Origin of the sequence: Mycolicibacter heraklionensis (assembly GCF_019645815.1) — a bacterium.
Taxonomy (GTDB): Bacteria; Actinomycetota; Actinomycetes; order Mycobacteriales; family Mycobacteriaceae; genus Mycobacterium; species Mycobacterium heraklionense.
This window is the reverse complement of sequence record NZ_CP080997.1, coordinates 4,596,273-4,621,919: the sequence shown is the minus strand read 5'-3', so window position 1 is coordinate 4,621,919 and position 25,647 is coordinate 4,596,273. Positions and strand designations below refer to the sequence as shown.

Below are 25,647 nucleotides of genomic sequence, written 5' to 3'. Positions count from 1 at the left end.
GAGGGGTTGATATGGGGTTCGCCGCGGCGACGCAACTGTCCCGCGGAGATGAGGCTTGCCTGGGCGGCCCCGAACTGTCCGGTGCGTCCGACGCCGCCGACTACATCACCGGACGCTGCCTCACCGATGGCCCGCACGGCCGGGTGGGCCTGGAGATCGAGGCGCACTGTTTCGACCCGGGCGACCCGCACCGTCGCCCCGGCTGGGCCGAGATCGGTGACGTGCTGCAATCCCTGCCGGCGTTGCCGGGCCGCAGCGTCGTCACACTCGAGCCCGGCGGTGCTGTGGAGCTTTCCGGCCCGCCGCTGACCGGTGCCCCCGCCGCGATCGAAGCGATGGCCGCCGATCAGGCGGTGCTGCGCGCGGCGTTCGCCGACGCCGGGCTGGGTCTGGTGCAGCTGGGCGCTGACCCGCTGCGGCCCACCGAGCGGATCAACCCCGGCGAGCGCTACGCGGCGATGGAGCAGTTCTTCGCCGCCAGCCACACCGGCTCGGCCGGCGCGGCGATGATGACGTCGACGGCGTCGGTCCAGCTCAATCTGGATGCCGGTCCGCGTTCCGGTTGGGCCGACCGGGTCCGGCTGGCCCACGCGCTGGGTCCGACGATGGTGGCGATCGCCGCGAACTCCCCGTTGCTGGCCGGGGAATTCTCCGGCTGGCGCTCCACCCGCCAGCGCGTCTGGAGCCGGCTGGACTCGGCACGCTGCGGTCCCGTACTGGGCCTGGACGGCACCGATCCCGCCACCGACTGGGCGCGGTACGCGCTCAAAGCGCCGGTCATGCTGGTGCACACTCCCGAAGCGATTCCGGTCAGCCGCTACGTGCCGTTCGCCGACTGGGCCGACGGACGGGTGCGTCTCGGCGGCCGCCGCGCCGGCATCGAAGACCTCGACTACCACCTGACCACACTGTTTCCCCCGGTCCGCCCGCGCGGCTGGCTGGAGATCCGCTACCTCGACAGCGTCGACGACACCCTCTGGCCGGCACTGGTGTTCACCCTGGCGGCCCTGCTCGACGACCCGGTCGCCGCCGACAGCGCCGCCGAAGCCGTCGCACCCGTCGCGACCGCCTGGGACGTCGCCGCCCGGATCGGCCTGGCAGACCCGCGGCTGCAGGCGGCCGCCGAGCGCTGCCTTGGGCTGGTCGCTGACCGTGCCCCGGCATCCCTGCGCGAGGGGATGGACCGGCTGGTCGGCATGGTCGAACGGGGCCGCTGCCCGGCCGATGACGTCACCGACGAAGTGACCCGGACCGGCGCTAAGGCGATGGTGGTCCGAATGGCGCGCAGACAGTTATGACCACAGCCGAAATATTGGCCCGCGACCTGACCCGGGCGCGGCGGCGCACGCTGGCGCTCGTCGATTTCGACGACGCGGAGCTGCACCGCCAGTACGACCCGCTGATGAGCCCGCTGGTATGGGACCTGGCCCATATCGGTCAGCAGGAGGAGCTGTGGCTGTTGCGCGACGGGAACCCGGCCCGGCCCGGCCTGCTCCCGGCGGATGTCGAGGGCCTCTACGACGCCTTCACCCACGCACGGGCCAGCCGCGTCGACCTGCCACTGTTGGCGCCCGAACAGGCCCGGAAGTATTGCGCCACCGTACGTTCCAAGGTTTTCGACAAGTTGGAGTCGCTGCCCGGCGACTTCTCGGACGGCTTCGTGTTCGGCCTGGTGCTCAGTCACGAACACCAGCACGACGAGACCATGCTGCAGGCGCTGAACCTGCGTGCCGGCCCACCCCTGCTCGGCGCGGGTGGCGGCCTGCCCGCCGGCCGGCCCGATCTGGCGGGAACCTCGGTGCTGGTACCGGGCGGTGAATTCGTGCTCGGCGTCGACCCGACGGATGAACCCTTCTCGCTCGACAACGAGCGTCCCGCGCACCGCGTCGATGTGGCGGCGTTTCGGATCGGCCGGGTGCCGGTGACCAACCGTGAATGGCGGGCGTTCATCGACGACGGCGGCTACCGGCAACCTCAGTGGTGGAGCGAACGGGGTTGGCGTCACTGTGTGCAGGCCGGGTTGACGGCGCCGCAGTTCTGGGGTTCGGACCATCGATCCCGGGTCCGGTTCGGTCACACCGAGGACCTGCCCGACGACGAACCGGTGCAGCACGTCAGCTACTTCGAGGCGCAGGCCTACGCGGCATGGGCCGGGGCCCGGCTGCCCACCGAGACCGAATGGGAGAAGGCCTGCGCGTGGGATCCGGCCATCGGGGCGCGACGCCGGTATCCCTGGGGTGCAACGGATCCCTCGGGCGAGCTGGCCAACCTCGGCGGTGCGGCGCTGCGTCCGGCTCCGGTCGGGGCCTACCCGGGCGGGGCGTCGGCGTACGGTGCGCAACAACTGCTGGGCGATGTCTGGGAGTGGACGAGTTCGCCCCTGCAACCGTGGCCGGGCTTTGCTCCGATGATCTACCAACGCTATTCGGAGCCGTTCTTCGGCGGCGACTACCGGGTGCTGCGCGGCGGGTCGTGGGCGGTCGCCCCCGAGATCCTGCGGCCGAGCTTCCGCAATTGGGACCACCCCTACCGGCGGCAGATCTTCGCCGGTGTGCGACTGGCCTGGGACGCCTGATGTGCCGGCACCTGGGCTGGCTGGGTAGGCCGCGGTCGCTGGCGGAGTTGATGCTGGAACCGCCGCAGGGCCTGCTGGTGCAGTCCTACGCACCACGCCGGCAGCAGCATGGGTTGCTCAACGCCGACGGTTGGGGCGCAGGGTTTTTCGACGCATCCCAGGGCGGGGTGCCGCGACGGTGGCGCAGCGCGGCACCGTTGTGGGGCGACGTGTCCTTCGCCTCGGTCGCGCCGGTGCTCGCCAGCCACTGCGTGGTGGCCGCGGTGCGCTCGGCGACCGTCGGTATGCCCATCGAAGCCAGCGCCACCGCGCCGTTCACCGACGGCGCCTGGTTGCTGTCGCACAACGGCGTGGTGAACCGCGCGGCGTTGCCCACCACCGCGGAGGCGGAATCGGTCTGTGACAGCGCGATCCTGGCCGCGGCGATCTTCGCCCGCGGCGTGGAATCGTTGGGTGAGGTGGTCACCGAGATCGGTGCCGCCGATCCGCAAGCCCGGCTGAACATCGTGGCCGCCAACGGTTCTCGGATGTTGGCCACGACCTGGGGGGATACCTTGTCGATGTTGCACGGGGCCGACGGCGTGGTGCTGGCCAGCGAGCCCTACGACGACGACCCGCGCTGGGTGGACATCCCGGACCGGCACCTGGTGGACACGCACGACGGCGAGGTCCGTGTCACCGCCTTGGACTCCATCCGATGACGGTCTCCATAGCCAATCACCTGGCGGCCGATGCGGCTCGATCCGCACTGCGGGCCGACGTCCGGTACGGACTTGCGCAGGATCCGAAATCCTTGCCGCCCAAGTGGTTCTACGACGATATCGGCAGCGAGTTGTTCGACCGGATCACCCGGCTGCCCGAGTATTACCCCACCCGCGCCGAGGCCGAGATTCTGCGAGCGCACTCGGCCGAGGTGGCGGCACTGTCGGGCGCGGACACTCTGGTCGAACTGGGCAGCGGCACCTCGGAAAAGACCCGGATGCTGCTGGACGCGATGCAGGATGCCGGGGCGCTGCGCCGATTCATCCCGTTCGACGTGGACGCCGGGGTGCTGGAGGCCGCGGGGGAGGCGATCGCTCGTGACTATCCCGGCGTGCGAGTGCAAGGTGTCTGCGGCGACTTCGAGCACCATCTCGCCGAGATCCCCGATGGCGGCAGGCGACTGTTCGTGTTCCTGGGATCGACCATCGGCAACCTGACACCGGGACCGCGGGCCGAATTCTTGGCCGACCTTGCCGCCGTCATGCACCACGGTGACAGCCTGCTGCTTGGCACCGATCTGGTCAAAGACACCGGCAGGCTGGTGCGTGCCTACGACGATGCGGCCGGGGTGACCGCGGCGTTCAACCGCAACGTGCTCGCGGTGGTGAACCGCGAACTCGATGCCGACTTCGACTTGGACGAGTTCGCCCATGTGGCGCGCTGGAATTCAGCCGAACAGCGCATCGAGATGTGGCTACGGGCCCGCCGCGCCCAGCACGTCGTGGTCGGGGCGCTGGACCTGGCGGTCGATTTCGCGGCCGGCGAGGAGATGCTGACCGAGGTCTCCTGCAAGTTCCAGCCGGAGCAGGTGGCCGATGAGCTGGCCGCCGCGGGGCTGCGGCGCCGACGCTGGTGGACCGACGCGGCAGGCGATTTCGGCCTATCGCTGTCCTTTAAATGAGGTTCGCCGCGGTGGAGCTCCAGATACAACCCTTGGGCACAGCATTGGCGAAAGTGTAGGCAGATCCCTTATTGGTCGGCGTCCCTAACCGGCCATACGCTTCGCACATTCGAAAGGTGTGGCTCAGGGCCCGTCGGGCAGCGAATGGTGCCACGCACGTGCACCGAGGGACTGTCATGAGAAAACGAACACTGACACTGATCGCGATGGTGGGCGCCGCGGCCTGGCTGATCGGGATCGCCCCGCCGACCGCCCGTGCCGACGCGTTGCCCAATGGCTACGACGTGACCTGCACGCAAAACGGCAACGACGTGATATGCAACATCTCGGGTTGCCCGCGCGTGAAAGACGACGAGGCCGGGGACGCGGTGCACCTGCTGACCAACGGCCAGGGCCAACAAGAGCTCAAAAAAGACTGCAACGGCACCGCAATTGGAACCATCGCCGGGTTTGGCGCCAGCCCGTTCACCTTGGGGGTCCAGGGCTGCCGCAAGCATCCCGTTGGTTCGGATGATTGCGGCCCATGGTCGGACTACAAGTACACCCCACCAGCGAAAGCAGCGGCCCCGGCAGCCGAGCCGGTCCTTTGCACGGCAGGGCCGGACGCGGGGAAGAAACTGCCGCCCGGTTCGACGTGCTCATCAGCACCCGCAGCTCAGGCTCAGGCCGCACCGGTGCAATGCCCGGCAGGCTCGGTGGAGCCCACCGTTCCAGCCGGCGGGGTCTGCAGTCCGCCGGACCATGACGTGGCGATGACCATCACCCAGAGTGGTTTGAACGCGACCGTGGATATCACCAACAATTCCAGTCTGCCCGCCGATTGCACCTACACCGCAACAAAAACCGCCGGGCTCGGACCGCAAACAGTCACGAGAACCATCGCCGTCGGCCCGAAGAGCACCGGCGCGATCACCGACATGTTGTGGCCACCGCCCCTCACCACCTACGACGCAGTGGCGATCTGCACGATTACCTACCTGGGGTCGCCGTGGCCCGTCGGCAAAGCTAGCCAGACCGTGACCGGCTGACGGACGATCCGCTCGCCAGGGGGCAGTCATGAGAAAACGAACATCGACACTGTTGTCGATCCTGGCCGCCGCAGCGTGGCTGTTCGGGACCAACGCTGCGCCGTCGATGGCGCCGACCGCTCGCGCCGAGACGTTGTCCAACGGGTACAGCGTGACCTGCTCGCCCAACGGCACCGAAGTGTCCTGCGACATCTCGGGTTGCCCGCGCGTGCACGACGACGAGGCCGGGGATGTGGTGCACACCTTGTACAACGGTCAGAACCAACAAGAGCTCAGCAAGGGCTGCAACAACGACGCAACTGCAATCGTCGCAGGCGTCAGCGGCCCGTTCACCCTGTCGGTCCAGGGCTGCCGCAAGCATCCCGTGGGTTCGGATGACTGCGGTGCATGGGCGGACTACCGGTACTTCCCATCGGCGGCCCCGGCCGCGCCGGCCGCGCCGGCGGCAGCGCCCGCTGTACCGGGCGCAGCACCGGTGCAATGCCCGGCGGGCTCGGTGGAAGCCACCGTCCCGGCCGGCCAGCCATGCGCCCCGCCACACGACGACGTGGCGATGTACATCACTCCGCAAGGCGTAGACGCGCATGTGGCCATCACCAACAAATCCAGCCTGCCCGCCCAATGCGCGTACACCGCAACAAAAGTCGTCGGCCTCGGGCCGCAAACGGTGAGCAGAACGGTCGAGGTGGGTCCGAACAGCACCAGTTCGATCACCGACATGCTTTGGCCGCCCCCCTTCACCATCTACGACGCAGAGGTGGACTGCACGGTCATCTATGAGGGCCTGACATGGCCCATCGGTAAGGCCGGCCAGAAGTTGTCCGGCTGACGAGATCGTCCGCGCGGAACTTGAGGAAAGGGAACTGTGATGAGAAGACGAACACCTGCACCGATCGCGATTGTGGCCGCCGCGGCCTGGCTGTTCGGGATCGCCGTGCCGTTGATGGCGCCCATCGCCCGGGCCGACGCTTTGCCGAATGGCTACAGCGTGACCTGTACGCAAAACGGTTCCGAAGCGATATGCACCATCTCTGGGTGTCCGCGAGTCCACGAAGATGAGGCCGGGGACGTGGTGCACCTCAAGTCCAACGGCGGGCCCCAAGTAGAACTGAGCAAAGGCTGCGGCAGCGACGCAACAGAAACCGTCAAGAACGGCAATGACGCTTTCACGCTGTCGGTCCAGGGCTGCCGCAAGCATTCGGTGGGGTCGGACGACTGTGGCGCATGGTCGGACTACCAGTACACCCCACCGGCCAAACCGGCAGCACCCGCCGCAGCGCCCGCTGCACCGGCAGCACCGGCAGCACCGGCTCAGGCCGCACCGGTGCAATGCCCGGCGGGCTCGGTGGAGGCCACTGTTCTGGCCGGCCAGCAATGCGCCGCGCCGCACGATGCCATAGCGATGAACATCACCAAGAGTGGTATCAACGCGATCGTCAATATCACCAACAATTCCGGTTTGCCCGCCCTGTGCAACTACACCGGAACAAAAACCGCCGGAATCGGGCCGGCAGTAGTCAAGGAGAGCCTCAAAATCTCCCCGAACAGCACCGGTTCGCTCACCGACATGATGTACCCGCCCCTCGGAGACACCTACGAAGCAGAGGTGGAGTGCACAGCCACCTACAACGGCCAGGGGATGTCCATCGGTCGGGCCAGTCAGACCGTGACCGGCCACCTGTGATCGGCCGACGGAACCGCCCGGCAAATAGTCAATGGCACCAGTCACATTGCCGACATATTGTGGCTTCGCCTCTTCACCGGCGTCGACGACCGTCTCTGGAAGGAATCCCGATGGACAAGAGCAGCAAAGGTATCCGCGGCGGACGCAGGTGCGCGGTTCTTCTCAACACGGCGGCGCTCGCCACGGCGGCCGCCTGGAGTGCGCTCGCTTTGGCGAGCCCGGCCAATGCCCAGGTGTTCGACAAGCATCTGGCGATGGATTGCCCAAAGCCCTATAGCCAACAGTGCCTCGGGCATCCCGGCATCGTGGTTCACACGAACGGGCCACTGTATGCGAAGTTCACCGCAGACGGGAATCCTCCGTCCTGCGCGCCCGGTGATGCGGCGATACTTTTCAACGATTGGCCCGGCAATCATGCGGTGGTTCAGCCTGGAGAGTCCGTCGAGCTCGCCCAAAATCGTGGCGATTCCGAAGATGTCTACGTCGAAGTGCAGATGACCGGCGTTCTCGGCGGTTGCAACACCGGCGCTATGAGCGGCTGGTCCGGCAACCTTCACGTCGAAACCGACGACGACGCCGCGCGGTATGTCGGTCAGCCGATACCGCTTGACCGTCCGCCGTCGAAGCCGCCTTACGTGCGGCAGTAACGACCCGAGGAGTCGTGGTGGCAAGAAACGTCAACATGCCGGCGTTGCCCCTGGCTGCGCTGACGGCATGGGCAACCGTCATCGGTGCGGTGCCGGCATGGGCGGATCCGCACCCGGTACCCGACCCGACATGTGCGTCGGGCCTCGTCTGGCGAGCGGCGTATCCCGGCGACACGGTCTGTGTCCGGCCGGGAGACCGCGACCGCACCGCGCAAGAGAACGCCGACGCCGCGAGCCGGATCGATCCCAACGGCGCATACGGCCCACAGAGTTGTCAGCAAGGGTTCGTGTGGCGCGATGCCTACCGTTCGGACGCGGTTTGTGTCTCGCCCGATACCCGACGCGAAAATCAGGACTGGAATCACTACGAGTGTGGGACGGCAGAGGACGCCCAACGCCACGCCGGATACTGTGGGCCACTACCGCCGCCGCCCCGTGACCTTCAGTAGTGCCCGGTGCGTGACAGCCGGGACGCGGCGAAACTGTAGTGATATCCCTGATTCCGAGCGGACCGTGGCGGGCTTAGCGTGGACCAATGCAGCAGCAACGCAACATCCTGGCCGTCTTGTTCGCCGCCGCGCTGGCGTGGCCGCTGACGTCTGCGTGCGGAGCCAGCGGCACCGACCAGTCGCCGGCCGCGGCGCCCGGGTCGGCGCAGCCGGCGAAGCGCATTGACGCCTGCTCGATGATCTCCCCGCAGGACATCTCGTCGCTGCTCGGAGCCCCGGTGGCCGGAGTCTCGACGGGCACGGAGCCCGACATGGGCGACTGCACATGGACGAATCCGTCTAACGACGAATCGGTTTCGCTGACGATCGGCAATGCCGGCACCGCACTCAACAACACGCTTCCCGCCCCCGACGCCAACTTTCCCGACCCAACGACGCCGGGGCCGGACGGCATGCGCTACATGAGCAGCGGCTCGGTGGAATTCGCGGCAGGTAACCGCACGAATACCGTTCAGGTCGCGGTACTTCGACTGTTAGGGGATCAGGCCAACGCTGCGGCAGTGGATCTGGCTCGTAAGGTGGCGCCGCTGGTCCCCAAGTAGCCGGTGCGGTAGTCGTCGCGGCGGCCGCATATTTGTCAGCGGCCATGGCCGATTGCCAGCGCGGCTCATTGCCAACCTATACGATTTTCTGCGGGGGGAACTGTCATTCCAACCGTCAAGGATCGGATGCGGGCGCATGAAAATGTTCGGGTCCGGCCCGACGGGAAGACTCGGAAGCCGCCTGTCGTGAGCTCGCTCGTCGGCCGCAGCCGCGAGGTCCGCGCCATCGCCGAGTTGCTCAACGACGCGGCCGATGCCTCAACGGGGCTGATCATCGAGGGCGAGCCGGGCATCGGCAAAACGACGCTGTGGCTGGAAGGGCTACAACGCGCTCGCCAACACGGGGCTCGAGTCCTGGCTGCACGGGCGAGCGCGGCCGAATCGGTCCTGGCCTACGCCGCCCTTGCCGACCTGTTGAGTGAGGTTGATCGCGATCTCTGGGCCGATCTGCCCTCGCCGCAGCGACACGGGCTCGCAGCGGCCATCCTCAATGAGGACGAAATCGTCTCTCCTGCGGTCAAGCAACGTGCGGTGGGTGCCGCATTTCTGGCCGTGCTCAACAAGCTGGCCGACGAGTCGCCCGTGATGGTCGCCATCGATGACTTACAGTGGCTCGACCCCGCCAGTGCGGCCGCGGTGGCCTTCGCCGCGCGGCGCCTTTCCGGTCGAGTGGCATGGCTCTGCACCACGCGCAGCGGCACGTCATCCGCTCCCGCGGGGTTGCTCGAGCTGAGCCGGCCCGATTCCGTTCGGCGAATCAGTTTGCCACCGTTAATGGTTGGAGAGCTGCAAGATGTGCTCACCTCGCATCTGGGAAGTCCCATACCCCGGCCGAGGATGCTGCGCATCCACCAGATTTCCGGCGGTAATCCCTTCTACGCACTGGAATTGGCCAGGGAAATCGACCAGAACGACCCCACCGCTTACCTGCGACTTCCTGCCAGCCTTGGAGAGTTGACATCCTCCCGGATCAGCCGGATCCAAGGCGATGTCGATGATGCGCTGCTCGCGATTGCCAGCAGCGCGGACCCGACCATACGCGTCGTTTCCCAGGTCATTGACGTTGCACCACAACATCTTCTAGAGATGCTCGACACGGCCGAGATGCAGCAGATCATCACCATCGAGGGCAACCGTATTCGTTTCACCCACCCGCTGCTCGCTCACGCCGTACACATGGGAGCGACGCCTCCTGTCCGGCGACGTATGCACCGGCGCCTTGCCGAGGTCATCACACAGCCCGAACTGCATGCCCGTCACCTCGCGCTGGCCGATCCTGTCGGGGAACCGGAAACGCTGAGCGCCCTCGACGACGCCGCAGAGATCGCGCGCGGTCGCGGAGCGCCTGCCGCCGCTGCTGAGCTGTTGGAGCTGGCAATCGGATTTGGCGGTACCACGGAAGAACGGCGAATCCGGTTAGCGCAGTGCTTGTTCGACGCCGGCGATTCACATCGCGCGGGCGAGGCGCTCAAGGCGGCCATCGCTGATCTGACACCAGGTCCTCGAAGGGCCGAGGCGTTGCAGCAGCTGGCCATGGTGCGGCTCTACGACGACAGTTTCCTGGACGCCTGGGAGTTGTGCCGCCAAGCAGTGGCCGACTGTACCGACGATTCGGAGCTCCGGGTGATCGTCATGACAACCCTGGCATTCACGCAGCTGAACATCGGCCAACCGGATGCGGCGCTGGCAACCGCCGAACAGGCGGCTGTCCTCGCCGAACGGATAGGCCTTCCTGAGGCGCTCAGCCGGGCGTCGGGCATGCGCGAAATGATGCGCTTCTTCAATGGCGAGGGCGCCGCGGCAACGGATCTGCGCCGCGTCGCCGAACTGGAAGACCTCGATACCTCTGTGCCGGTAGCACTTCGCCCCAGTGTGCAAAGCGCCTTGCTGCGCGGCTGGACGGGCGACCTTGTGGGAGCCCGCGAATCTCTCGAAGTGATCGGAAGCCGGTGCGAGGCCAATGGCGGAGAAGGCGAGATGGATTTCATCGCCTTTCAATCGGTGATGTTCGACGTCTGGCTTGGCAACCTCCCGCGCGCCGCCGACACCGCGAACGAGGCCACGCGGCGGGCTCGCCAGTTCGGCGGCCACGCGGCACAGTTCATCGCGTCGTCGTTGCAGTCCGTGGTCGCGAGCTATCAGGGTCGTGTTGAAGATGCGCGCCGTCACATCGATCTCGCGCTCGCCGCCGGTAGAGCAAGCGGCTACGTCACCATGCTGTCGACGCCTATTACCGCTCATGGCTTTCTGGAACTCTCCCTCGGTGATCACGCGGAGGCGTTGGCAGCGGTCGAGCCGCTGCTACCCATGGTCCATCTCGCACCGCGCTTCACCGAGATCGTCGCCTGCGGCTTCGTGCCTGACGCCGCCGAGGCCCTGATCCACCTCGATCGCCTTGACGAGGCCGAGCGGCTGACCGAGATTCTGGAAGGCAATGGGACGCGGTTGAATCGCGCGTGGATGCTGGCCGTCGGAGCGCGGTGCCGGGCGCTGATGTCGGCTGCGCGCGGAGATGTTGCGACGGCTGTGACGTACGCAAACACCGCGCTGGCTCACCATGATCGCATTGAAATGCCCTTCGAACGGGCACGAACGCTTCTGGTTCTCGGCCGACTGGAACGTCGGCTGCGTCATTGGCAGACCGCGGCCGCAGTGCTGGCCGAGTCTTTACAGACCTTCGAGAAGGTCGGGACCCCACTGTGGGCCAGCCAAGTCCGCGCGGAGCTGGACCGCGGCACCGCCGGTCGAACCCGCTCACCCGGCCTGACGCCCACCGAACGGCGCATCGCCGAATTGGCGGCAACAGGAATGAACAATCACGACATCGCCACGATGCTGTTCATCACCCGAAAGACAGTCGAAGTCAACCTCTCTCGAATCTACCGTAAGTTGGGCATCCACTCTCGCATCGAGCTCTATCGCGTCATGGCCCAGGCCGGCGTCCTATCCGAGGATCCCGCCAGTTGACCTGGCCCGACCGTCTGTCGTTGCGGTGCGCCGCCGAAACTGTAGTGAAACTCCTGATGCGTCGCGGAGGCGTTGCTCCGTAGCGTTGTACGTCTCAACACATTCAGCGTTCGACGGGAAGAGAACGTCGTGCCTATATGCACTCTTAAATCCGGAGGATTCCGACCGCTCACGAGTCATGCGAAAACGGGTGACATGCGTCTGTCGGTGTTCCTGTTGTGTTGTCTGCTGATTGCCGCAACGGAAATCGTGTCAGCGGTCACGTATTTCCCCAGGTTTGAGGGGTTGTCCGTCACGTAATTCCCCACCTGCCGTCACGTAATTCCCCACCCCGGGGTGTGTCGGGTGGGGTTGGGGTGCTGCTCAGGTTCGCTCCGTTCAGGTGCCCCGCTCCGGGGGCCTGGAAGGGGCCTGAGGTGGCAAGGAGAGCGTGGACCGTGACCGACTTCGTGGAGATGTTCCGACACTGGAACGCCGGCCGATCCCAGGTGCAGATTCATGAGGCACTGGGCATCGACCGCAAGACGATCCGCAAGTATTTGACCCCGGCGCTGGCCGAGGGGCTGATGCCAGCGCCTGATGGGTCGTTCGACGAGGAGCTGTGGCGGGCGCGGATCGCGCGGTGGTTCCCTGAGCTGGTCGACCCGACCGCACGGGCACTGACCTGGCCGCTGATCGCGGTGCACCATCAGTGGATCAAAGATCAGCTTGCGGCGCCAGTGACGGTGGCCACCATCGCCCAACGGCTACGCGACGACTATCACGTCGATGTGTCGGAGTCGACGGTGCGGCGTTACATCACAACAGCTTTCGCTGAACAACGCCTCGAAGGCAAGGCCACTGTACCGCGGGGCGCTGTCGAACCCGGCAGTGAAGCCCAGATCGACTACGGCAGGCTCGGCATGTGGTTCGACCCGGAGGCGGGGCGTCGGGTGGCGGTGTGGGCGTTCGCGATGATCCTGGCGTGCTCACGGGCCCTGTTCGTCCAGCCGGTGCTGCGGATGGATCAGCACTCGTGGAACGCCTCGCACGTGGCGGCATTCGAGTTCTTTGATGGTGTTCCAGCGCGGTTGGTCTGCGACAACCTGAAAACCGGGGTGCTGCGGGCGGATCTGTATGACCCACAGATCAACCCGGCCTACGCCGAGCTCGCCGCGTTCTACGGCACCCTGATCGACCCCGCGCGGGCACGAAAGCCTAAAGACAAGCCTCGCATTGAGCGGCCGATGCCCTACATTCGGGATTCGTTCTTCGCCGGGCGGGAGTTCACCAGCCTGGAGCAGATGCAGGCCGAGGCGCTGCGGTGGTCCACCGACGTCTATGGCGTCCACAAGCACCGCGGCCTGGACGGTCAGAGGCCAGCATCGGTGTTCACCGCGGTGGAACGCGATGCACTGATGCCGTTGCCGCAGCGTCGATTTGAGTCCGTGACCTACACGGTTGGCACCCTGGCACCGGACTGTCATGTCAAGTCGGGCAAAGCGTTCTACTCAGCACCGTGGCGGTTGATGGGCCAGAAACTGCTGGTGCGCACTGCAGGTGATGTGGTGCAGATCTTCCACAGCGATGCGGTTGTGGCGACCCATGTGCTGCATCTGTCGGGCCGATCGACCAACTACGAGCACTACCCGCCGAACAAGATCGCCCATACCCTGCGCAACGTGACGTGGTGTCGCACCCAAGCCGAGCAGATCGGACCTGGTGCCGTCGCGATCGTCGCCGAACTGTCGGCGGTCAACGCCATCCACCGACTGAGGGCCATCCAGGGGATCATCCGGCTACGCGACAAATACGGTGACGCCCGCCTGGACGCGGCGTGTGCTCGCGCACTGGCGATCGACGATCCGGGCTACCGCACCGTCAAGGGGATCCTGGCCGCCGGTACCGAATACGGCGAGGAATCGCCGCGGCCTACCACCCCGGCAGTGCCGGCGTTGCTGCGCGGCCCCGCCGCCTTTGACACCGAACGTACCGCCTGACGCTTACTAGCCGCTAATCCTGCTCTGCGCCAACTCGATTCAACAAAGGACTACCGTCATGACCATTCACGACCCCAGCCTTCGTGCCGCACTCAAGACTCTCAAACTGACCGGCATGCTCGACACCCTCGATGCCCGCCTGGCCCAAACCCGCGACGGGAAACTCGGCCACCTGGAATTCCTGCAGGTGCTCTGCGAAGACGAAATCGCCCGCCGCGAGACCGCCGCCCTGGCACGGCGAATACGGCGCGCCCGCTTCGAACAAGCCAACACCTTCGAGGACTTCGACTTCGCCGTCAGCCCCAAGTTGCCCGCCGCGATGCTGCGCGATCTGGCCGCACTGCGCTGGCTCGACGCCGGCGAATCGGTGATCCTCTACGGACCCGTCGGAGTCGGCAAAACCCATGTAGCACAAGCACTCGGACACCAAGTAGCTCGACGCGGCGGCGACATCCGCTTCGTCAAATGCTCCCGAATGCTCGCCGACCTCGCCGGCGGTCACGCTGACCGCACCATCGGCCAACGCATGCGCGAATACACCCGCCCCCTGGTCCTCATCGTCGACGACTTCGCCATGCGCGAGCACACCCCCACCCAAAGCGACGACCTCTACGACCTGGTCTCCGACCGCGCCATCGCCGCCAAGCCGCTGATCCTGACCAGCAACCGCGCCCCCAAGGATTGGTACCCGCTGTTCCCCAACCCCGTCGTCGCCGAATCACTGCTCGACCGGCTGATCAACACCAGCCACCAAGTCCTCATGGACGGCCCCTCCTACCGGCCCCGCAAGCGCCCCGGAGTCACCACCACCTGACACCGACCGCCAACCCCGCTACCCTCACCACCAGCAGCTCCCAACCTGGGGAATTACGTGACGACTACCCCTGGGGAATTACGTGACCGTCGACAATCGTCCCCGGGCCCATGGCGGCGTACGCGAATGATGGATGTCCGCAAGGCCTTGTCCCACGCAATGCGCGCCCGGGCGATCAAGTGTGTGTTACCAAGCAAGTTGCTGACGAAGTAGCGCAGGAGAACGCCAATGCGGCCAACCTCCGCGAGCCCAATGGCGGCGCCTATGGCCCCCTCACCTGCAAGCCCGGATACGTGTGGCGCGAGGCATTCGAGGGTGACGGTGTGTGTGTCACTCCGGACCGGCGCAAGGAGACGTGGGGACAGAACGCCGCCGCGGGGACCGGCCCGACCGGCGGAATCCCGGCCTCAAAGGTGCCGCCGACCGGGTCGCCCCTGCAAACTCCTGGCGCTCCGCCACCGCCCAACTCTCCGAAGCCATCGCGTCCGCCCGGGCCTGGGGGAACTACGCCGATTCGGACTGCGCCGCCGACGACGATTACGACGCCGATTCGGACTGCGCCGCCGACGACCATTACCACGCCGACTCGAACAACGTCACCGCCATCTACCACCAGCAATCCGTCGACGACGACACGTCCGCCGGCGCCGCCCGCGAATACCTGCGACCCCAAGGTCGACATATGCGTCGGTTAGGAGTACGCGGCGTCTATACGGCGATCGACGTAGCGACGGCCGTCAGCCTCATCGCAGCAGCGGTCTTGTGGGTGATGGTCACGGCCGACACCACGCCACGGGAGTTCGTTCTGGTCTCGATGTCCGAGTCGCCGCCGCCACCGGCGATCCCGCTCACGCCGAACGACCAGGGATATGTAAGAGTCGAAACGATATCGGGATCAACCGGCTGTTCGATCGCGAGTGAGCTGGTTGCCTGCCAAACCTCAGCGGACAACTGGCCCAACAAGCCCGACGGGCGACCATTCCACACTGTCAGCGTGAATGCGAACGGTCAATTCAATTGGGTCGACGCCGATCTCGGCGCACTTGCGGGCCGCGTCGCCCTGGAGAGTCAGACCTATAGCGCCCAGGGCTGGACGATCATCGCCAGCCCAGTCGGCACGACGTTCACCAATGATCGCACTGGCCATGGAATGTCGGTAACCGATCAGGCGGTTAGGCCCTTCTGACCGCCCGGCCTGGGTGACCGATCAACAGTCAAGTGTCCCCGGCCAGCCGATCGCAGCACTGATGCGTTCCGCAGGTGCGCCCGCTTCGACGCATACCTGCGCGACGGCTCCCGCCGACTCAGCTATGAAGATGCCGAACGTGTAATCGTCCGCCGGAACCGCCAGCACCATCAGGACTCGCATGGTCTCGCCGTGGGCCGCGATGGATGCCGCGCCGTCGTTGAGGCGCCCGGCCGTCTCGTTGATGGGACACGCAGGCGCTCGGGGTCCGTACCACTCCACGAGGAAGCGCTGTGGACCAACCTCGTTGATGCCCATCACCATAAGCTATCGGGACGCGTGCTGACTGGCATCAGGGTTTTACCTACTCTTTGGGTACTGGGTCCGCGTCCGTACATGTGAGTGCCTGGTAGAGCTCGGCGCGCGAGCGGATGGCCAGTTTGTGGTAGATCCGGCTGAGGTTGACCTCGACGGTCTTGGGGCTGATGAACATGGCAGCGGCTATTTCGCGGTTGGTCATCCCGGCCACGGCGAGTTCGGCAACGCGTTCTTCGGAATCGCTGAGTCCAGCGGTGGTGCGGCGTCCGCCGGGCCTGCCCCTGGCCAGCTCGGCCTTGGCGCGATCGTTCCACAGGTTCGCGCCGAGTCGCTCGAAAGTCTGCTGGGCTTCCTGCAATGTTGCTGTGCTCGTGTCGCGTTGGCGCAGGCGACGCTGTAGCTGGCCGAGCAGCAGCTGGGTGCGGGCCATTTCAAAGGGCATTGGCAGGCGGTGGTGTTCGGTCATGGCGAGCTCGACTGCTGCGATGGCTGCGCCACGGTCACCGCGTGCGGCCAACAGCATCGCTCGGCAACGCAGTCCCACGGCCAGCATCCAGGCGCGATCGAGGCGATGGCCGTTGCGTTCCAACGCGTCGATCAACGGCTCGGCGTCATCGAGGCGACCTAGCCGGATCAGCGCCTCTGCCGCGTCAGGCAGGAAGAGAGCACCGACGATCTCGGTTGAATGCGGAGACTCTGCGAACACCGCCAATAGTGGTTTCAGAGTGTCAAGCGCCGCTTCGTATTTGCCCAGCGATACCTCTAAGAAGCCCAATGCGGTGATAGTCCACTGAAGCACCCGGTATGTCCCGCTGGAATGGCTGGATGCCAGCGCGTCCGCGACGCCTTGTCTGGCCTCAGACTCTCGGCCGGCATAGACGTCCAGCCACGCGCGCGCGGTGAGCGCCGCGATATGCGAAAGTTCGCTGCCCAGTTGCAGTGCTATTTCTGTGGTCTGCTCTGCGAGCTGAGCAGCCTCTGCGATGTTTCCGAGCCAGAAGTCGACCAGGAAGCTGTGGAAGGCGACGAAGATGAGTTCGTCATCTTCGCCGTTCTCAATGGCTTGCCGTCTGATGGACAGCAGCTGCGCGCGAGCGAGTTCGAGCTGACCGGTGAACGCCAACAGCAGTGAGTTCTGCACCCGCGGCCGCAACGGCATCAGCGCATGGGGCTGGCCACCGACCAACGCCAGTGCCCTTGCCATCGTGGCATCGTCGAAGCCGTCGCCGCGAAGAAAGTGCATCAGGGTGCGCATGCTCAGCGCTTGGCTCAGAGCGTGCGGTTCCCCGAGCTGCTCGGCATGGGCCACGGCGTCTTCGGCAGCCAGCACAGCCTCGTGCAGTCGGCCCGCGTTGAAAAGCGCATACGACAACGTCACCGATACCTGGACTCGAAGATCGATCCTGTCGCCAACCTCATCGAGTGCGCGCTGCAACAAATCGGTGGCCTCTACAAAACCGTCGTCGTAGAGGCGAATAATCGCCAGCTGGCTCAAGGCTTCCGCGCGCAGATTTCCGGGTGACAGTCGTTCGAGGTTCGCCTCCAGCAGCTGACGGGCGCTCTGCCGATCGCCGGCCAAGAAATAGTAATGGGCAGAACGGATTCGACGCTCAGGTATGTCCCCGCCCAGGCCGATCGCCAGCTCCAGCAGTTCGGCCGCAGCGGCGGGAGCGCCCCTGGTGTGTGCGATCTCGGCAGCATCGTCGAGAGCGTCCAGGGTTTGCGGTTCGCCGGTTGGGTCGGCCAATGCGAGGTGGCGCGCACGAAGTTCGGGCTCAGCGACCAATTCAGCTAGGCGGCTGTGCATTTCGCGTCGGCGCCGCGATGTGGCACCACTGTAGACGCCGTGCGCCAGGATGGGGTGGGTGAACTGGATTCGGTTTCCCTCGATGGCCACCACCGCTTGGGTTTCGGCATCTGCGAGCGACTCGACAAGACGGCCGGGTGTGGTATGGACAGCCTGGGCCACCACCTGTACGGTCGGATCAGGCAGGCTGGCTATCGCGAGCAGTGCGTCCTCAACATCGGTGCCGAGGCGGCCCACCCGCGCGTTGACCAGATCGCTGAGGCTGCTGGGCAAGGCCAACGCACCAGTGCGCTTGGTGCCGATTTCGCGGGCCAGTTCCAATGCGAAAAATGGATTTCCACCGGCGATCGCGTGAATCCGAAGCAGCGTGGGACGGTCGGCCCTGACGCCGAGCCGATGCGCGATAACCTGCTGTAATTCTCCAACCGTCAACGGGTGCATGCGAATGCGGTACACATCATTGGGTCTGGGGAGCTGTAGCCGTGATGTCACATCCGAGGTGCGCGTGGTGCAGACCAGCGCTGCGCCCTCAGGAAGCCTTCGCGCTGCGGACGCCACAACATTGGCGCTGGAGGTGTCGAGCCACTGAAGGTCATCGATGGCGATCAGCACCGGGCCTTGCTCAACGAGCCGGCCGATAACTGCGACGAAAGCCGCTGCTACCGCCCGCGTGTCGGCCTTGCGCGCGCCGCGGCGGTTGCGTAACAGCGCCGCGTCCAAGCCCTGCTGCTGCGGTGCGGGAAGGTCCGCCCAGATCGCGTCGTCGACGTCATTGAGCAGATCGGAAAGCGCCGTATAGGCCAGCACCGATTCGGCCGCAGCCGCCCGGGTGGTGAGTACCCGGAATCCACGCTCACGGGCACGGGCCGCAGCATCCAGCCACAGCGTCGTCTTACCGATACCCGGGTCGCCCTCAATGATCAGAGCGCATGGCCGGCGAAGCGCCGTGTCGAGGAATTCGACCAGCGCGTGATCTTCGGCTCGCCGACTGACGATTCGTTTTGCCATTGCCGGGCCGCGGCTCAAGTGGTGATGGGTCGCCGGCGCACCGGACTCATCGCGCGACGCTTCGGCGGCGCCGCATCGTGGCGCTGCCTGTTCCGGCATTCCCGCCGAAGATGCACGGGCTAGATGGTACTTTGCGCGACTTTCTCTCAGCAAACATCCAGCGATCTGTGCGGATAGCCGGATGAAGCTGACAATCAGGCCATTTGCCTGGGATTATAGGGCGTCGTGGGCAGTAGGTCCGATAACCGACGAACTCCGACTGGCAACGCAGTGGAGCGGTGTTGGGACAGCGGGTGAGCCGACTTCACACGCTAGTGGCCGAACAGGCCCTTGCCGCCGCCGCCGAACAATCCGCCGCCGCCTCCGCCGCCGAAGAGTCCGCCGCCACCGCGGTGTCCTCCGCCGCCGAACAGCCCACCGCCGCCGCCTCCACCGAACAGGCCACCGCCGGGCTTGCCGCCCCCGCCGAACAGTCCTCCGCCGGGGTTACCTCCGCCGCCGAAGATGCCGCCGGGCTTGCCGCCGCCGCCGAACATGCCGCCACCGAGGTTGGGCATGGAGGGGGCGCTCGGTGCGGGCAGCGAGGGCAGCGACGGTGCCTGGGGCGCCGGGAGCGATGGGAGCGAGGGCGCTTGGGGTGGGGTGAACGCCGGCAGGGACGGCGCCTGGGGTGCGGTGAACGCCGGCAGCGGGGGCGCCTGGGGTGCGGGTAGTGACGGCATGACCGGCGCCTGGGGAACCGGAAGTCCGGCCGGAGGGCCTGAATTCGGCAGCTGGATCGGCAGATTCGGCAGTTGGATTCCCGGGTTGGGGTTGACTGCGGGTGCGTCGGGAACCTTGACCGGCAGCTCAGGCAGCTGAATGCCCGGGTTGGGGTTGACGGCGGGAAGTTCCGGGACCTGAACCGGTGGATCCGGCACTTTCACCACCGGGGGGTTCGGGTTGATCACCGGGAGGTCAGGTTTGACGACCGGGGGATTGGGCTTGATCACCGGGGGATCTGGTTTGACCACTGGGGGATTCGGCTTGATCACCGGCGGAATGGGTTTGATCACCGGGGGATTGGGCTTGACGACCGGGGGATCGGGGAGCTCGACCGGCGGGTGCGGCTTGACGATCGGCGGAATGGGTTTCACGACCGGGGGATTGGGGAGCTCGACCGGCGGCTTCGGATTGACCACGGGAGGGTCGGGCTTGACGTCGGGCGGTTGAGGCTTGACCACCGGCGGAGCAGGGGCCGCCGGCTTCTTCCCGGGCAACCCCAACAGGAATGACAGATCAGGCAACCCCGCAAGGACGGGCCGGTGTGGGGCCGGCCGCGGAAGCGGCGCCACGACGAAGGGCGATGGGGCGTGCGCCGCCGGGGGTTGCAGGGGCAACGGCGGGCCGAAGACCGGGGCGGGAACAAACAGTGGCCCAGTGCCTGCCCCGGCCGCCAGCGGCACCGGTGCCGGCAGAGCGGGCGCCGGGGCTCCTACCGGCACCGCCGCCGGGAGATCGGGCGCCGAGGGGAGGTTCAACGGCGGCAGCGGTATCGAGTCCGCAGGTACCTGCCCCATCACCGGCGGTTGTCCCCCGGACGGCTCCGTGGCGGGCACCTGAAGGTTGGGAGCCCGGTGGGGGATGGTCAGCGCTCGCCCCAATTCCGGACGCAACGCGACCAGGTTGGGGGTGATGTCCAGCGTCATGGCCACCATCAGCGCCGAGGCCGCAGCGAAGGTGGCCGACGCCAGCGCCGCACCGGCCACCAGCAACGGGCGCCGGGGCGGCTGACCCACCGGGGCGAAGATCTCGGTGGCTGCTTCGGCCTCGTCGTCGGGCACCGCGCTGTAGGCCAGATCGTCGGCTCCGAGACCGGGGTCGAAGCCGGGGATGTCGTAGTAGCAGGGGCCTAAAGCGCCGGATGCGGGTTCTTGCGTATAGGCCAGCGCGGCGGACTCCGCGTCGACGCCGACCAGGCGGGCAGACGCCAGTGCCGCACCGCGGGCCAGGGCGGCGTGCGGCTCCGCGGGCTCACACACCTCGGGGTCGACCGTCGCCTCCAGCCGCGGCCGCAGCGCGGTCGAATCGCCCTCGGAGCAGATCAGGAACAGTCCGTCCGGAGACGTCTCGGCGGCGTTGAGCCGATCGGCGACGGTGTCGACCGCGGCGGTGGCGTCGCCGTTATCGAGGGCTTGACGAAAGATCCGGGTGACGGTGCCGTCGGTGCAGTCCACCATGGCCAGCGTCGCGGTCGCCGACTCGACGGACAGCAGCCCCATCTGGTCGCAGCCGACCGTCTGCCCCAGGTTGTGGGCCAGGCTTGCCGCCGCGAGCACCGGAGAGACAAGGGCGACGTTTTCCAGGCCCTCGAGGGCGCCGCTGGAAAGCCGTGAACTCACTGCCGCCGCGTCGAGGGGATCCGTCACCGTCACTCCGGTCGAGACCAGGTGCAGACCCGCTGAGTCCGCGGCGTCGCGGGCCCGCAGGATCGCCGCGATCAACGCGTCGACGGCGGCGAACTCGACGGAGTCGTCGGTCGGCACGTCAATGCTGCGCTCTTCCAGCGTGACGCCGTCCCCGCGTTCTCCGCAGACCAGCACGGTGTGGATGGTGGTGGGTGCGCTCGACGCAAGTGCCACACCGAGGACGACGTCCATTGCTCCTCCGATTCAGTTCTGACCTGCACGCGGTCGGCCACGGCGGCTTGTGGGGGCAAAGACATCGGCGGCGTTCCGACACCGTTTGTTCACCATCACGAGATCTACTCGCAATACATCGAAATATGCGCCCGAGTGAATGAATAGCGTCTGATGGCTTCGTGAAGAATGTCTAATTTTGTGGACTGACCCGTTCGGGGCGTCGGATCCGCCGTGTAGCGCCACCCCGATCGGACCAGGTGGGCCATGATGGACGCGGCACCGACCGGCACCGGTATGGACAGGAGTCAGACTTGGCCGATTTCGTCGCGTCGATCGACCAGGGCACCACCAGCACTCGCTGCATCATCTTCGACCATGACGGTGCGGAGGTGGGCCGCCATCAGCTCGAACACGAACAGATCCTGCCGCGAGCCGGCTGGGTGGAACACGATCCGTTCGAATTGTGGAACCACACCGCGGCCGTGCTGGTCTCAGCGCTCAACACCACCAAGCTCCACGCTTCCGACCTGGCGGCGCTGGGCATCGCCAACCAGCGCGAAACGACGGTGGTGTGGAACCGCAAGACCGGCCAGCCCTACCACAATGCGATCGTCTGGCAGGACACCCGAACCGACGCCATCGCGGCGGCCCTGGAGCGCGACGGCCACGGTGAGGTGATCCGGCGCAAGGCGGGCTTGCCGCCGGCCACCTATTTCTCCGGCGGCAAGCTGCAGTGGATTCTGGACAACGTCGAGGGTGTGCGCGCCGACGCCGAGCGCGGCGACGCGCTGTTCGGCACCTGCGACAGCTGGGTGCTGTGGAACCTGACCGGCGGGCCACGCGGCGGCGTGCACCTGACCGACGTCACCAATGCCAGCCGCACCATGCTGATGAACCTCGAGACCCTGGACTGGGACGACGAACTTCTGGCGTTGTTCTCGATCCCGCGGGCAATGCTGCCGCGCATCACGCCGTCGTCGACGCGACGCCGGCATGCGGTCACCACGAGTACCGGGCCGTTGCGCGGCGAGGTGCCGATCGCCGGCATCCTGGGCGACCAGCAGAGCGCGATGGTCGGCCAGGTGTGTTTGTCGGCGGGCGAGGCGAAGAACACCTACGGCACCGGAAACTTCTTGCTGCTCAACACCGGTGAGCAGATCGTCCGCTCCAACAACGGATTGTTGACCACGGTCTGCTACCAGTTCGGCGATGCCAAGCCGGTGTATGCGCTGGAGGGCTCGATCGCGGTCACCGGTTCCGCGGTGCAGTGGTTGCGCGACCAGCTGGGCATCATCAGCGGCGCCACGCAGGTCGAGAGCCTGGCCCGCCAGGTCTCCGACAACGGCGGGATGTACTTCGTGCCGGCGTTCTCCGGTTTGTTCGCGCCCTACTGGCGTTCGGATGCGCGCGGCGCGATCGTGGGGTTGTCCCGCTTCAACACCAACGCACATCTGGCCCGGGCCACCTTGGAGGCGATCTGCTACCAGAGCCGAGATGTGGCCGAGGCGATGGAAGCCGATTCCGGTGTGCACCTTGAGGTTCTGAAGGTCGACGGCGGTATCACCGCCAACGCCCTGTGTATGCAGATCCAGGCCGACGTGCTCGGCGTCGACGTGGTCAAGCCGGTGGTGGCCGAAACCACCGCTCTCGGGGCGGCGTATGCGGCCGGACTGGGGGTCGGGTTCTGGAAGGGGCCCGACGATCTTCGTGCCAATTGGCGCGAAGACAAGCGCTGGACCCCGAACTGGTCGGATGAGCAGCGGGCCGAAGGCTATGCCGGGTGGCGAAAGGCCGTGCAGCGCACGCTGGACTGGGTCGAGCTGCCCTGAGAATGGCCGCACGCAGACGGGTGTTGCCCGGGGCGCTGGTTGCGCTGGTCGTGGTGGCGGCCGTCGGCTGGGCGTGGTGGCAGTACGACGGTCGGTTTTCGCAGCCGTCGGGTCCCTCGCCGACTCCGGCGCCGCCGACGCCCGGCGCGGCGCCGCTCGACCCTGGTTATGACGATGCCCGCCGCATGCTCGAAGCGCTCCCGGTCAAGGGCTGGGACCGCGAGCAGGATTTCAAGCGCTACCGGTTCGGTGAGCGGTGGAGCGACGATGTCGATGTCGAATTCGGCCACAACGGCTGCAACACCCGCGACGACATCCTGCGTCGCGACCTGGCCCAGATCGAACTTCGGCGGGGCACCTGCCTGGTGCAGCGCGGCGTGCTGCACGACCCGTACTCCGGGGAGACCATCACGTTCGTCCGTGGACCGGAGACATCCGAAGCCGTGCAGGTCGACCATCTCGTGTCGTTGGCCGATGCCTGGTACAAGGGAGCGCGGTCCTGGGACGATCGGCGTCGCCGCGATTTCGCCAACGATCCGCGCAACCTGCTCGCGGTCAGCGCACAAGCCAACTTTGACAAAGCATTCCGCGACGCCGCCGGCTGGCTGCCGGCGAACGCCGCGTTCGAATGCGAATTCGTCGCCCGTCAGATCGCGGTCAAAACCGCCTACGGACTGTGGGTTTCATCCAACGAGAAGACCGCGATGCATCGGGTCCTTCGGCACTGTTGACCCGTACCTGACCCTTACTCGGTCTCGCCGAGGATCCCGTAGATTTCCTTGCGGGCGCTGTTGATGATGTCGACGATGCGCTGCTGCTGTTCGGGCGTGGCGGCCTGGCCGGCCTGCGCGACCGCGCCGAACAGCTGACCCGTCGCGGTGCGCAGGTTGAGCTGCCCCGGGTCGGCGCCGTCGGTGATCTGCTCCCACGGCGGGGTCTCGATCGTCTCGGCGACGCCACGGCCTTCTTCGGTCAATTCGAAAAGGCGCTTCTTGCCGTCTGTTTCGCTGGCGGTGATCAGTCCCTCATCGACCAGCATCTGCAAGGTCGGGTAGACCGATCCGGGGCTGGGACGCCACAGTTGTTGGCTGCGTTCGGCGATCTGCTGAATGATCTCGTAGCCGTGCATCGGGCCCTCGGCCAGCAGGGCCAGGATGGCGAGCCGCACGTCGCCGCGCCGGCCGCGATTGCCGCGCCGGTGCCCACGGTGCCCGCCCGGACCGAAGCCGAAGCCGAAGCCGGGGCCGCCAGGGCCGAAACCAGGTCCGAACCCCGGACCGAATCCGTGCCGGAAATCCGGGCCGAACCCGGGTCCGGTGGCCTCGTGGCCGGCACCGAAGCCGAATGGGGCGCAATGGTCGGCGGCGTGGTCGCGCAGCTGCCTGCGAAACTCGCGCCGGGCCTGCCGGCGCGCGATGTGGGCGGCGCGGCGCTGATGCGGCGTCGCCGGGCCGAAACCGAAACCGACGGGGTGTTCGGCATCTTCTGTGAAGGGTCCGCCGGGCGGACCGAAGGGGATGTTCATGCGTACCTCATTGCTCTCGATGGGGAGCGTCTTTCACTCCCGATACGTTGACGATATATCGGGAACTATCGGAATGCAACACCGTGTTGCGCGGAGGGTTCAGCCCGGGGGGAAGAACCCGCCCGCATTCGGTGGCGGCCACGGCGCCGGAGGCGGCGGGAAATACGGTCCGGGCGGCACGGCCTGAAACCGCGCCAGCTCGCGTTGATGCCGTTCGGCCAGCACCGCGGCCAACACCAGTTCGGGTGGGGCATCCGGGGGCGGTGGCGGTGAGATGTGCGCCAGCACGTCACCGGAGATCCGGTAGGCCATCATCTGCCGGGTGTGCGGGTCGAGCTGTGCGGCTCGGGCCAGGAATTGCCTTGCCAGCTCCGCGGACTCGGCGCGTAGGCCCGACAACTGCAAGCTCGACGCCCACCAGGCCAGCCCGGGCGGCATCATGGGCGGCGGAGTCAAAGCCGGCGCGCGTTCGCTGATCACCACCGTGCCGGCGAAGATGTCGCCCAGGCGTTTTCCGCGCGGTGACAGCAGGCTGCAGATCACCGCTGGGCTGCCGGTCAGGCCCCAGATTTCGATAACCGAGGCCAGCGCCCGAAAGAGTGCCTGCCGGAAGCGTTCCGGGCCGCCGTCATCGGAAACCACCCGCAGTCCCATCGCCATCTTGCCCAGCGACCGGCCCCGGGTGAGCGTCTCCATGGTGACCGGGTAGCCGACCAGCAGCAGCACGGCGAAGATGATCATGATTGCCGTGGTCAACGCGTCGTCGAACCGGCCGAGAGTGGTGGCCCACAGCACGATCGCGCACAGGTAACCGACCATTACGACGGTGATGTCGATCAGCGCGCTCACCGCGCGCACCGGCAGCTGCGCGATCGCGATGTCGAGGACGACGGCGTCGCCGGTCACCAGCTCGGGGCTGCGGTTGGGCATAGCTCAGACGCTACG

20 protein-coding genes are annotated in these 25,647 nt (G+C 66.6%); 15 read left to right on the top strand and 5 right to left on the bottom strand.

Annotated features, from left to right (window positions below; genetic code table 11):
• The first annotated feature begins 11 nt into the window (after window positions 1–11).
• The 13 genes from egtA (at window position 12) to K3U94_RS21740 (ending at window position 15,594) form a co-directional block, all read left to right on the top strand.
• Window positions 12–1,298: an ergothioneine biosynthesis glutamate--cysteine ligase EgtA gene (egtA, locus tag K3U94_RS21800; protein WP_220694998.1), complete on the top strand. Its 1,287-nt coding sequence runs from the start codon at window positions 12–14 to the stop codon at window positions 1,296–1,298.
• Window positions 1,295–2,575, top strand: coding sequence for an ergothioneine biosynthesis protein EgtB (gene egtB / locus K3U94_RS21795; protein WP_220694997.1), 1,281 nt, complete (start codon window positions 1,295–1,297; stop codon window positions 2,573–2,575). Before egtA ends, egtB begins: the two co-directional genes overlap by 4 nt.
• Complete coding sequence (egtC, locus tag K3U94_RS21790) at window positions 2,575–3,276, top strand: ergothioneine biosynthesis protein EgtC (RefSeq protein ID WP_220694996.1); 702 nt, start codon at window positions 2,575–2,577, stop codon at window positions 3,274–3,276. The genes egtB and egtC overlap by 1 nt, the downstream gene beginning before the upstream one ends.
• On the top strand, window positions 3,273–4,238 hold the full coding sequence (gene egtD / locus K3U94_RS21785; RefSeq protein ID WP_220694995.1) for an L-histidine N(alpha)-methyltransferase: 966 nt from the start codon (window positions 3,273–3,275) through the stop codon (window positions 4,236–4,238). The genes egtC and egtD overlap by 4 nt, the downstream gene beginning before the upstream one ends.
• Before the next feature lie 176 nt (window positions 4,239–4,414).
• Window positions 4,415–5,266, top strand: a complete 852-nt coding sequence (locus K3U94_RS21780) for a hypothetical protein (RefSeq protein ID WP_131721500.1) — start codon at window positions 4,415–4,417, stop codon at window positions 5,264–5,266.
• A gap of 28 nt (window positions 5,267–5,294) precedes the next feature.
• Window positions 5,295–6,095, top strand: a complete 801-nt coding sequence (locus K3U94_RS21775; protein ID WP_220694994.1) for a hypothetical protein — start codon at window positions 5,295–5,297, stop codon at window positions 6,093–6,095.
• A 72-nt stretch (window positions 6,096–6,167) separates the two neighbouring features.
• Window positions 6,168–6,950, top strand: coding sequence for a hypothetical protein (locus K3U94_RS21770; protein WP_220694993.1), 783 nt, complete (start codon window positions 6,168–6,170; stop codon window positions 6,948–6,950).
• A gap of 110 nt (window positions 6,951–7,060) precedes the next feature.
• On the top strand, window positions 7,061–7,597 hold the full coding sequence (locus tag K3U94_RS21765; protein ID WP_200900662.1) for a hypothetical protein: 537 nt from the start codon (window positions 7,061–7,063) through the stop codon (window positions 7,595–7,597).
• 535 nt (window positions 7,598–8,132) lie between these two features.
• Window positions 8,133–8,648, top strand: coding sequence for a hypothetical protein (locus tag K3U94_RS21760; RefSeq protein WP_220694992.1), 516 nt, complete (start codon window positions 8,133–8,135; stop codon window positions 8,646–8,648).
• Window positions 8,649–8,834: 186 nt separating this feature from the next.
• A complete protein-coding gene (locus K3U94_RS21755) occupies window positions 8,835–11,615 on the top strand; it encodes an AAA family ATPase (protein ID WP_220694991.1) in 2,781 nt (926 codons plus the stop codon).
• Between the two features lie 437 nt (window positions 11,616–12,052).
• The gene (istA, locus tag K3U94_RS21750; protein ID WP_047318348.1) at window positions 12,053–13,594 is read left to right on the top strand and encodes an IS21 family transposase; all 1,542 of its coding nucleotides are present in this window, start codon (window positions 12,053–12,055) and stop codon (window positions 13,592–13,594) included.
• Between the two features lie 58 nt (window positions 13,595–13,652).
• Window positions 13,653–14,408: an IS21-like element helper ATPase IstB gene (istB, locus tag K3U94_RS21745; protein WP_046301961.1), complete on the top strand. Its 756-nt coding sequence runs from the start codon at window positions 13,653–13,655 to the stop codon at window positions 14,406–14,408.
• Window positions 14,409–14,763: 355 nt separating this feature from the next.
• Window positions 14,764–15,594, top strand: a complete 831-nt coding sequence (locus K3U94_RS21740; RefSeq protein WP_220694990.1) for a hypothetical protein — start codon at window positions 14,764–14,766, stop codon at window positions 15,592–15,594.
• 21 nt (window positions 15,595–15,615) lie between these two features.
• Here K3U94_RS21740 and K3U94_RS21735 read toward each other — a convergent pair whose 3' ends face one another.
• From K3U94_RS21735 to K3U94_RS21725, 3 genes are all read right to left on the bottom strand, one after another.
• The gene (locus K3U94_RS21735) at window positions 15,616–15,912 is read right to left on the bottom strand and encodes a hypothetical protein (RefSeq protein ID WP_131721504.1); all 297 of its coding nucleotides are present in this window, start codon (window positions 15,910–15,912) and stop codon (window positions 15,616–15,618) included.
• A 46-nt stretch (window positions 15,913–15,958) separates the two neighbouring features.
• Window positions 15,959–18,826 carry an AAA family ATPase gene (locus K3U94_RS21730; protein WP_230987281.1) on the bottom strand — a complete coding sequence of 956 codons (2,868 nt, stop codon included), beginning with the start codon at window positions 18,824–18,826 and terminating at the stop codon, window positions 15,959–15,961.
• A 212-nt stretch (window positions 18,827–19,038) separates the two neighbouring features.
• Window positions 19,039–21,366: a DUF7159 family protein gene (locus K3U94_RS21725; protein ID WP_220694989.1), complete on the bottom strand. Its 2,328-nt coding sequence runs from the start codon at window positions 21,364–21,366 to the stop codon at window positions 19,039–19,041.
• A 293-nt stretch (window positions 21,367–21,659) separates the two neighbouring features.
• Between K3U94_RS21725 and glpK the strand changes: the two genes are divergently transcribed.
• Together glpK and K3U94_RS21715 are read left to right on the top strand one after the other, a co-directional pair.
• Window positions 21,660–23,177, top strand: a complete 1,518-nt coding sequence (glpK, locus tag K3U94_RS21720) for a glycerol kinase GlpK (protein WP_220694988.1) — start codon at window positions 21,660–21,662, stop codon at window positions 23,175–23,177.
• Window positions 23,178–23,179: 2 nt separating this feature from the next.
• Window positions 23,180–23,908, top strand: a complete 729-nt coding sequence (locus tag K3U94_RS21715; RefSeq protein ID WP_220694987.1) for an HNH endonuclease family protein — start codon at window positions 23,180–23,182, stop codon at window positions 23,906–23,908.
• A 14-nt stretch (window positions 23,909–23,922) separates the two neighbouring features.
• On the opposite strand, the gene K3U94_RS21710 is transcribed toward K3U94_RS21715, so the two are convergent.
• Both K3U94_RS21710 and K3U94_RS21705 read right to left on the bottom strand, forming a co-directional pair.
• Complete coding sequence (locus tag K3U94_RS21710; RefSeq protein ID WP_220694986.1) at window positions 23,923–24,702, bottom strand: PadR family transcriptional regulator; 780 nt, start codon at window positions 24,700–24,702, stop codon at window positions 23,923–23,925.
• Between the two features lie 99 nt (window positions 24,703–24,801).
• Window positions 24,802–25,632: an RDD family protein gene (locus K3U94_RS21705; protein WP_047319808.1), complete on the bottom strand. Its 831-nt coding sequence runs from the start codon at window positions 25,630–25,632 to the stop codon at window positions 24,802–24,804.
• Between the last annotated feature and the right edge of the window lie 15 nt (window positions 25,633–25,647).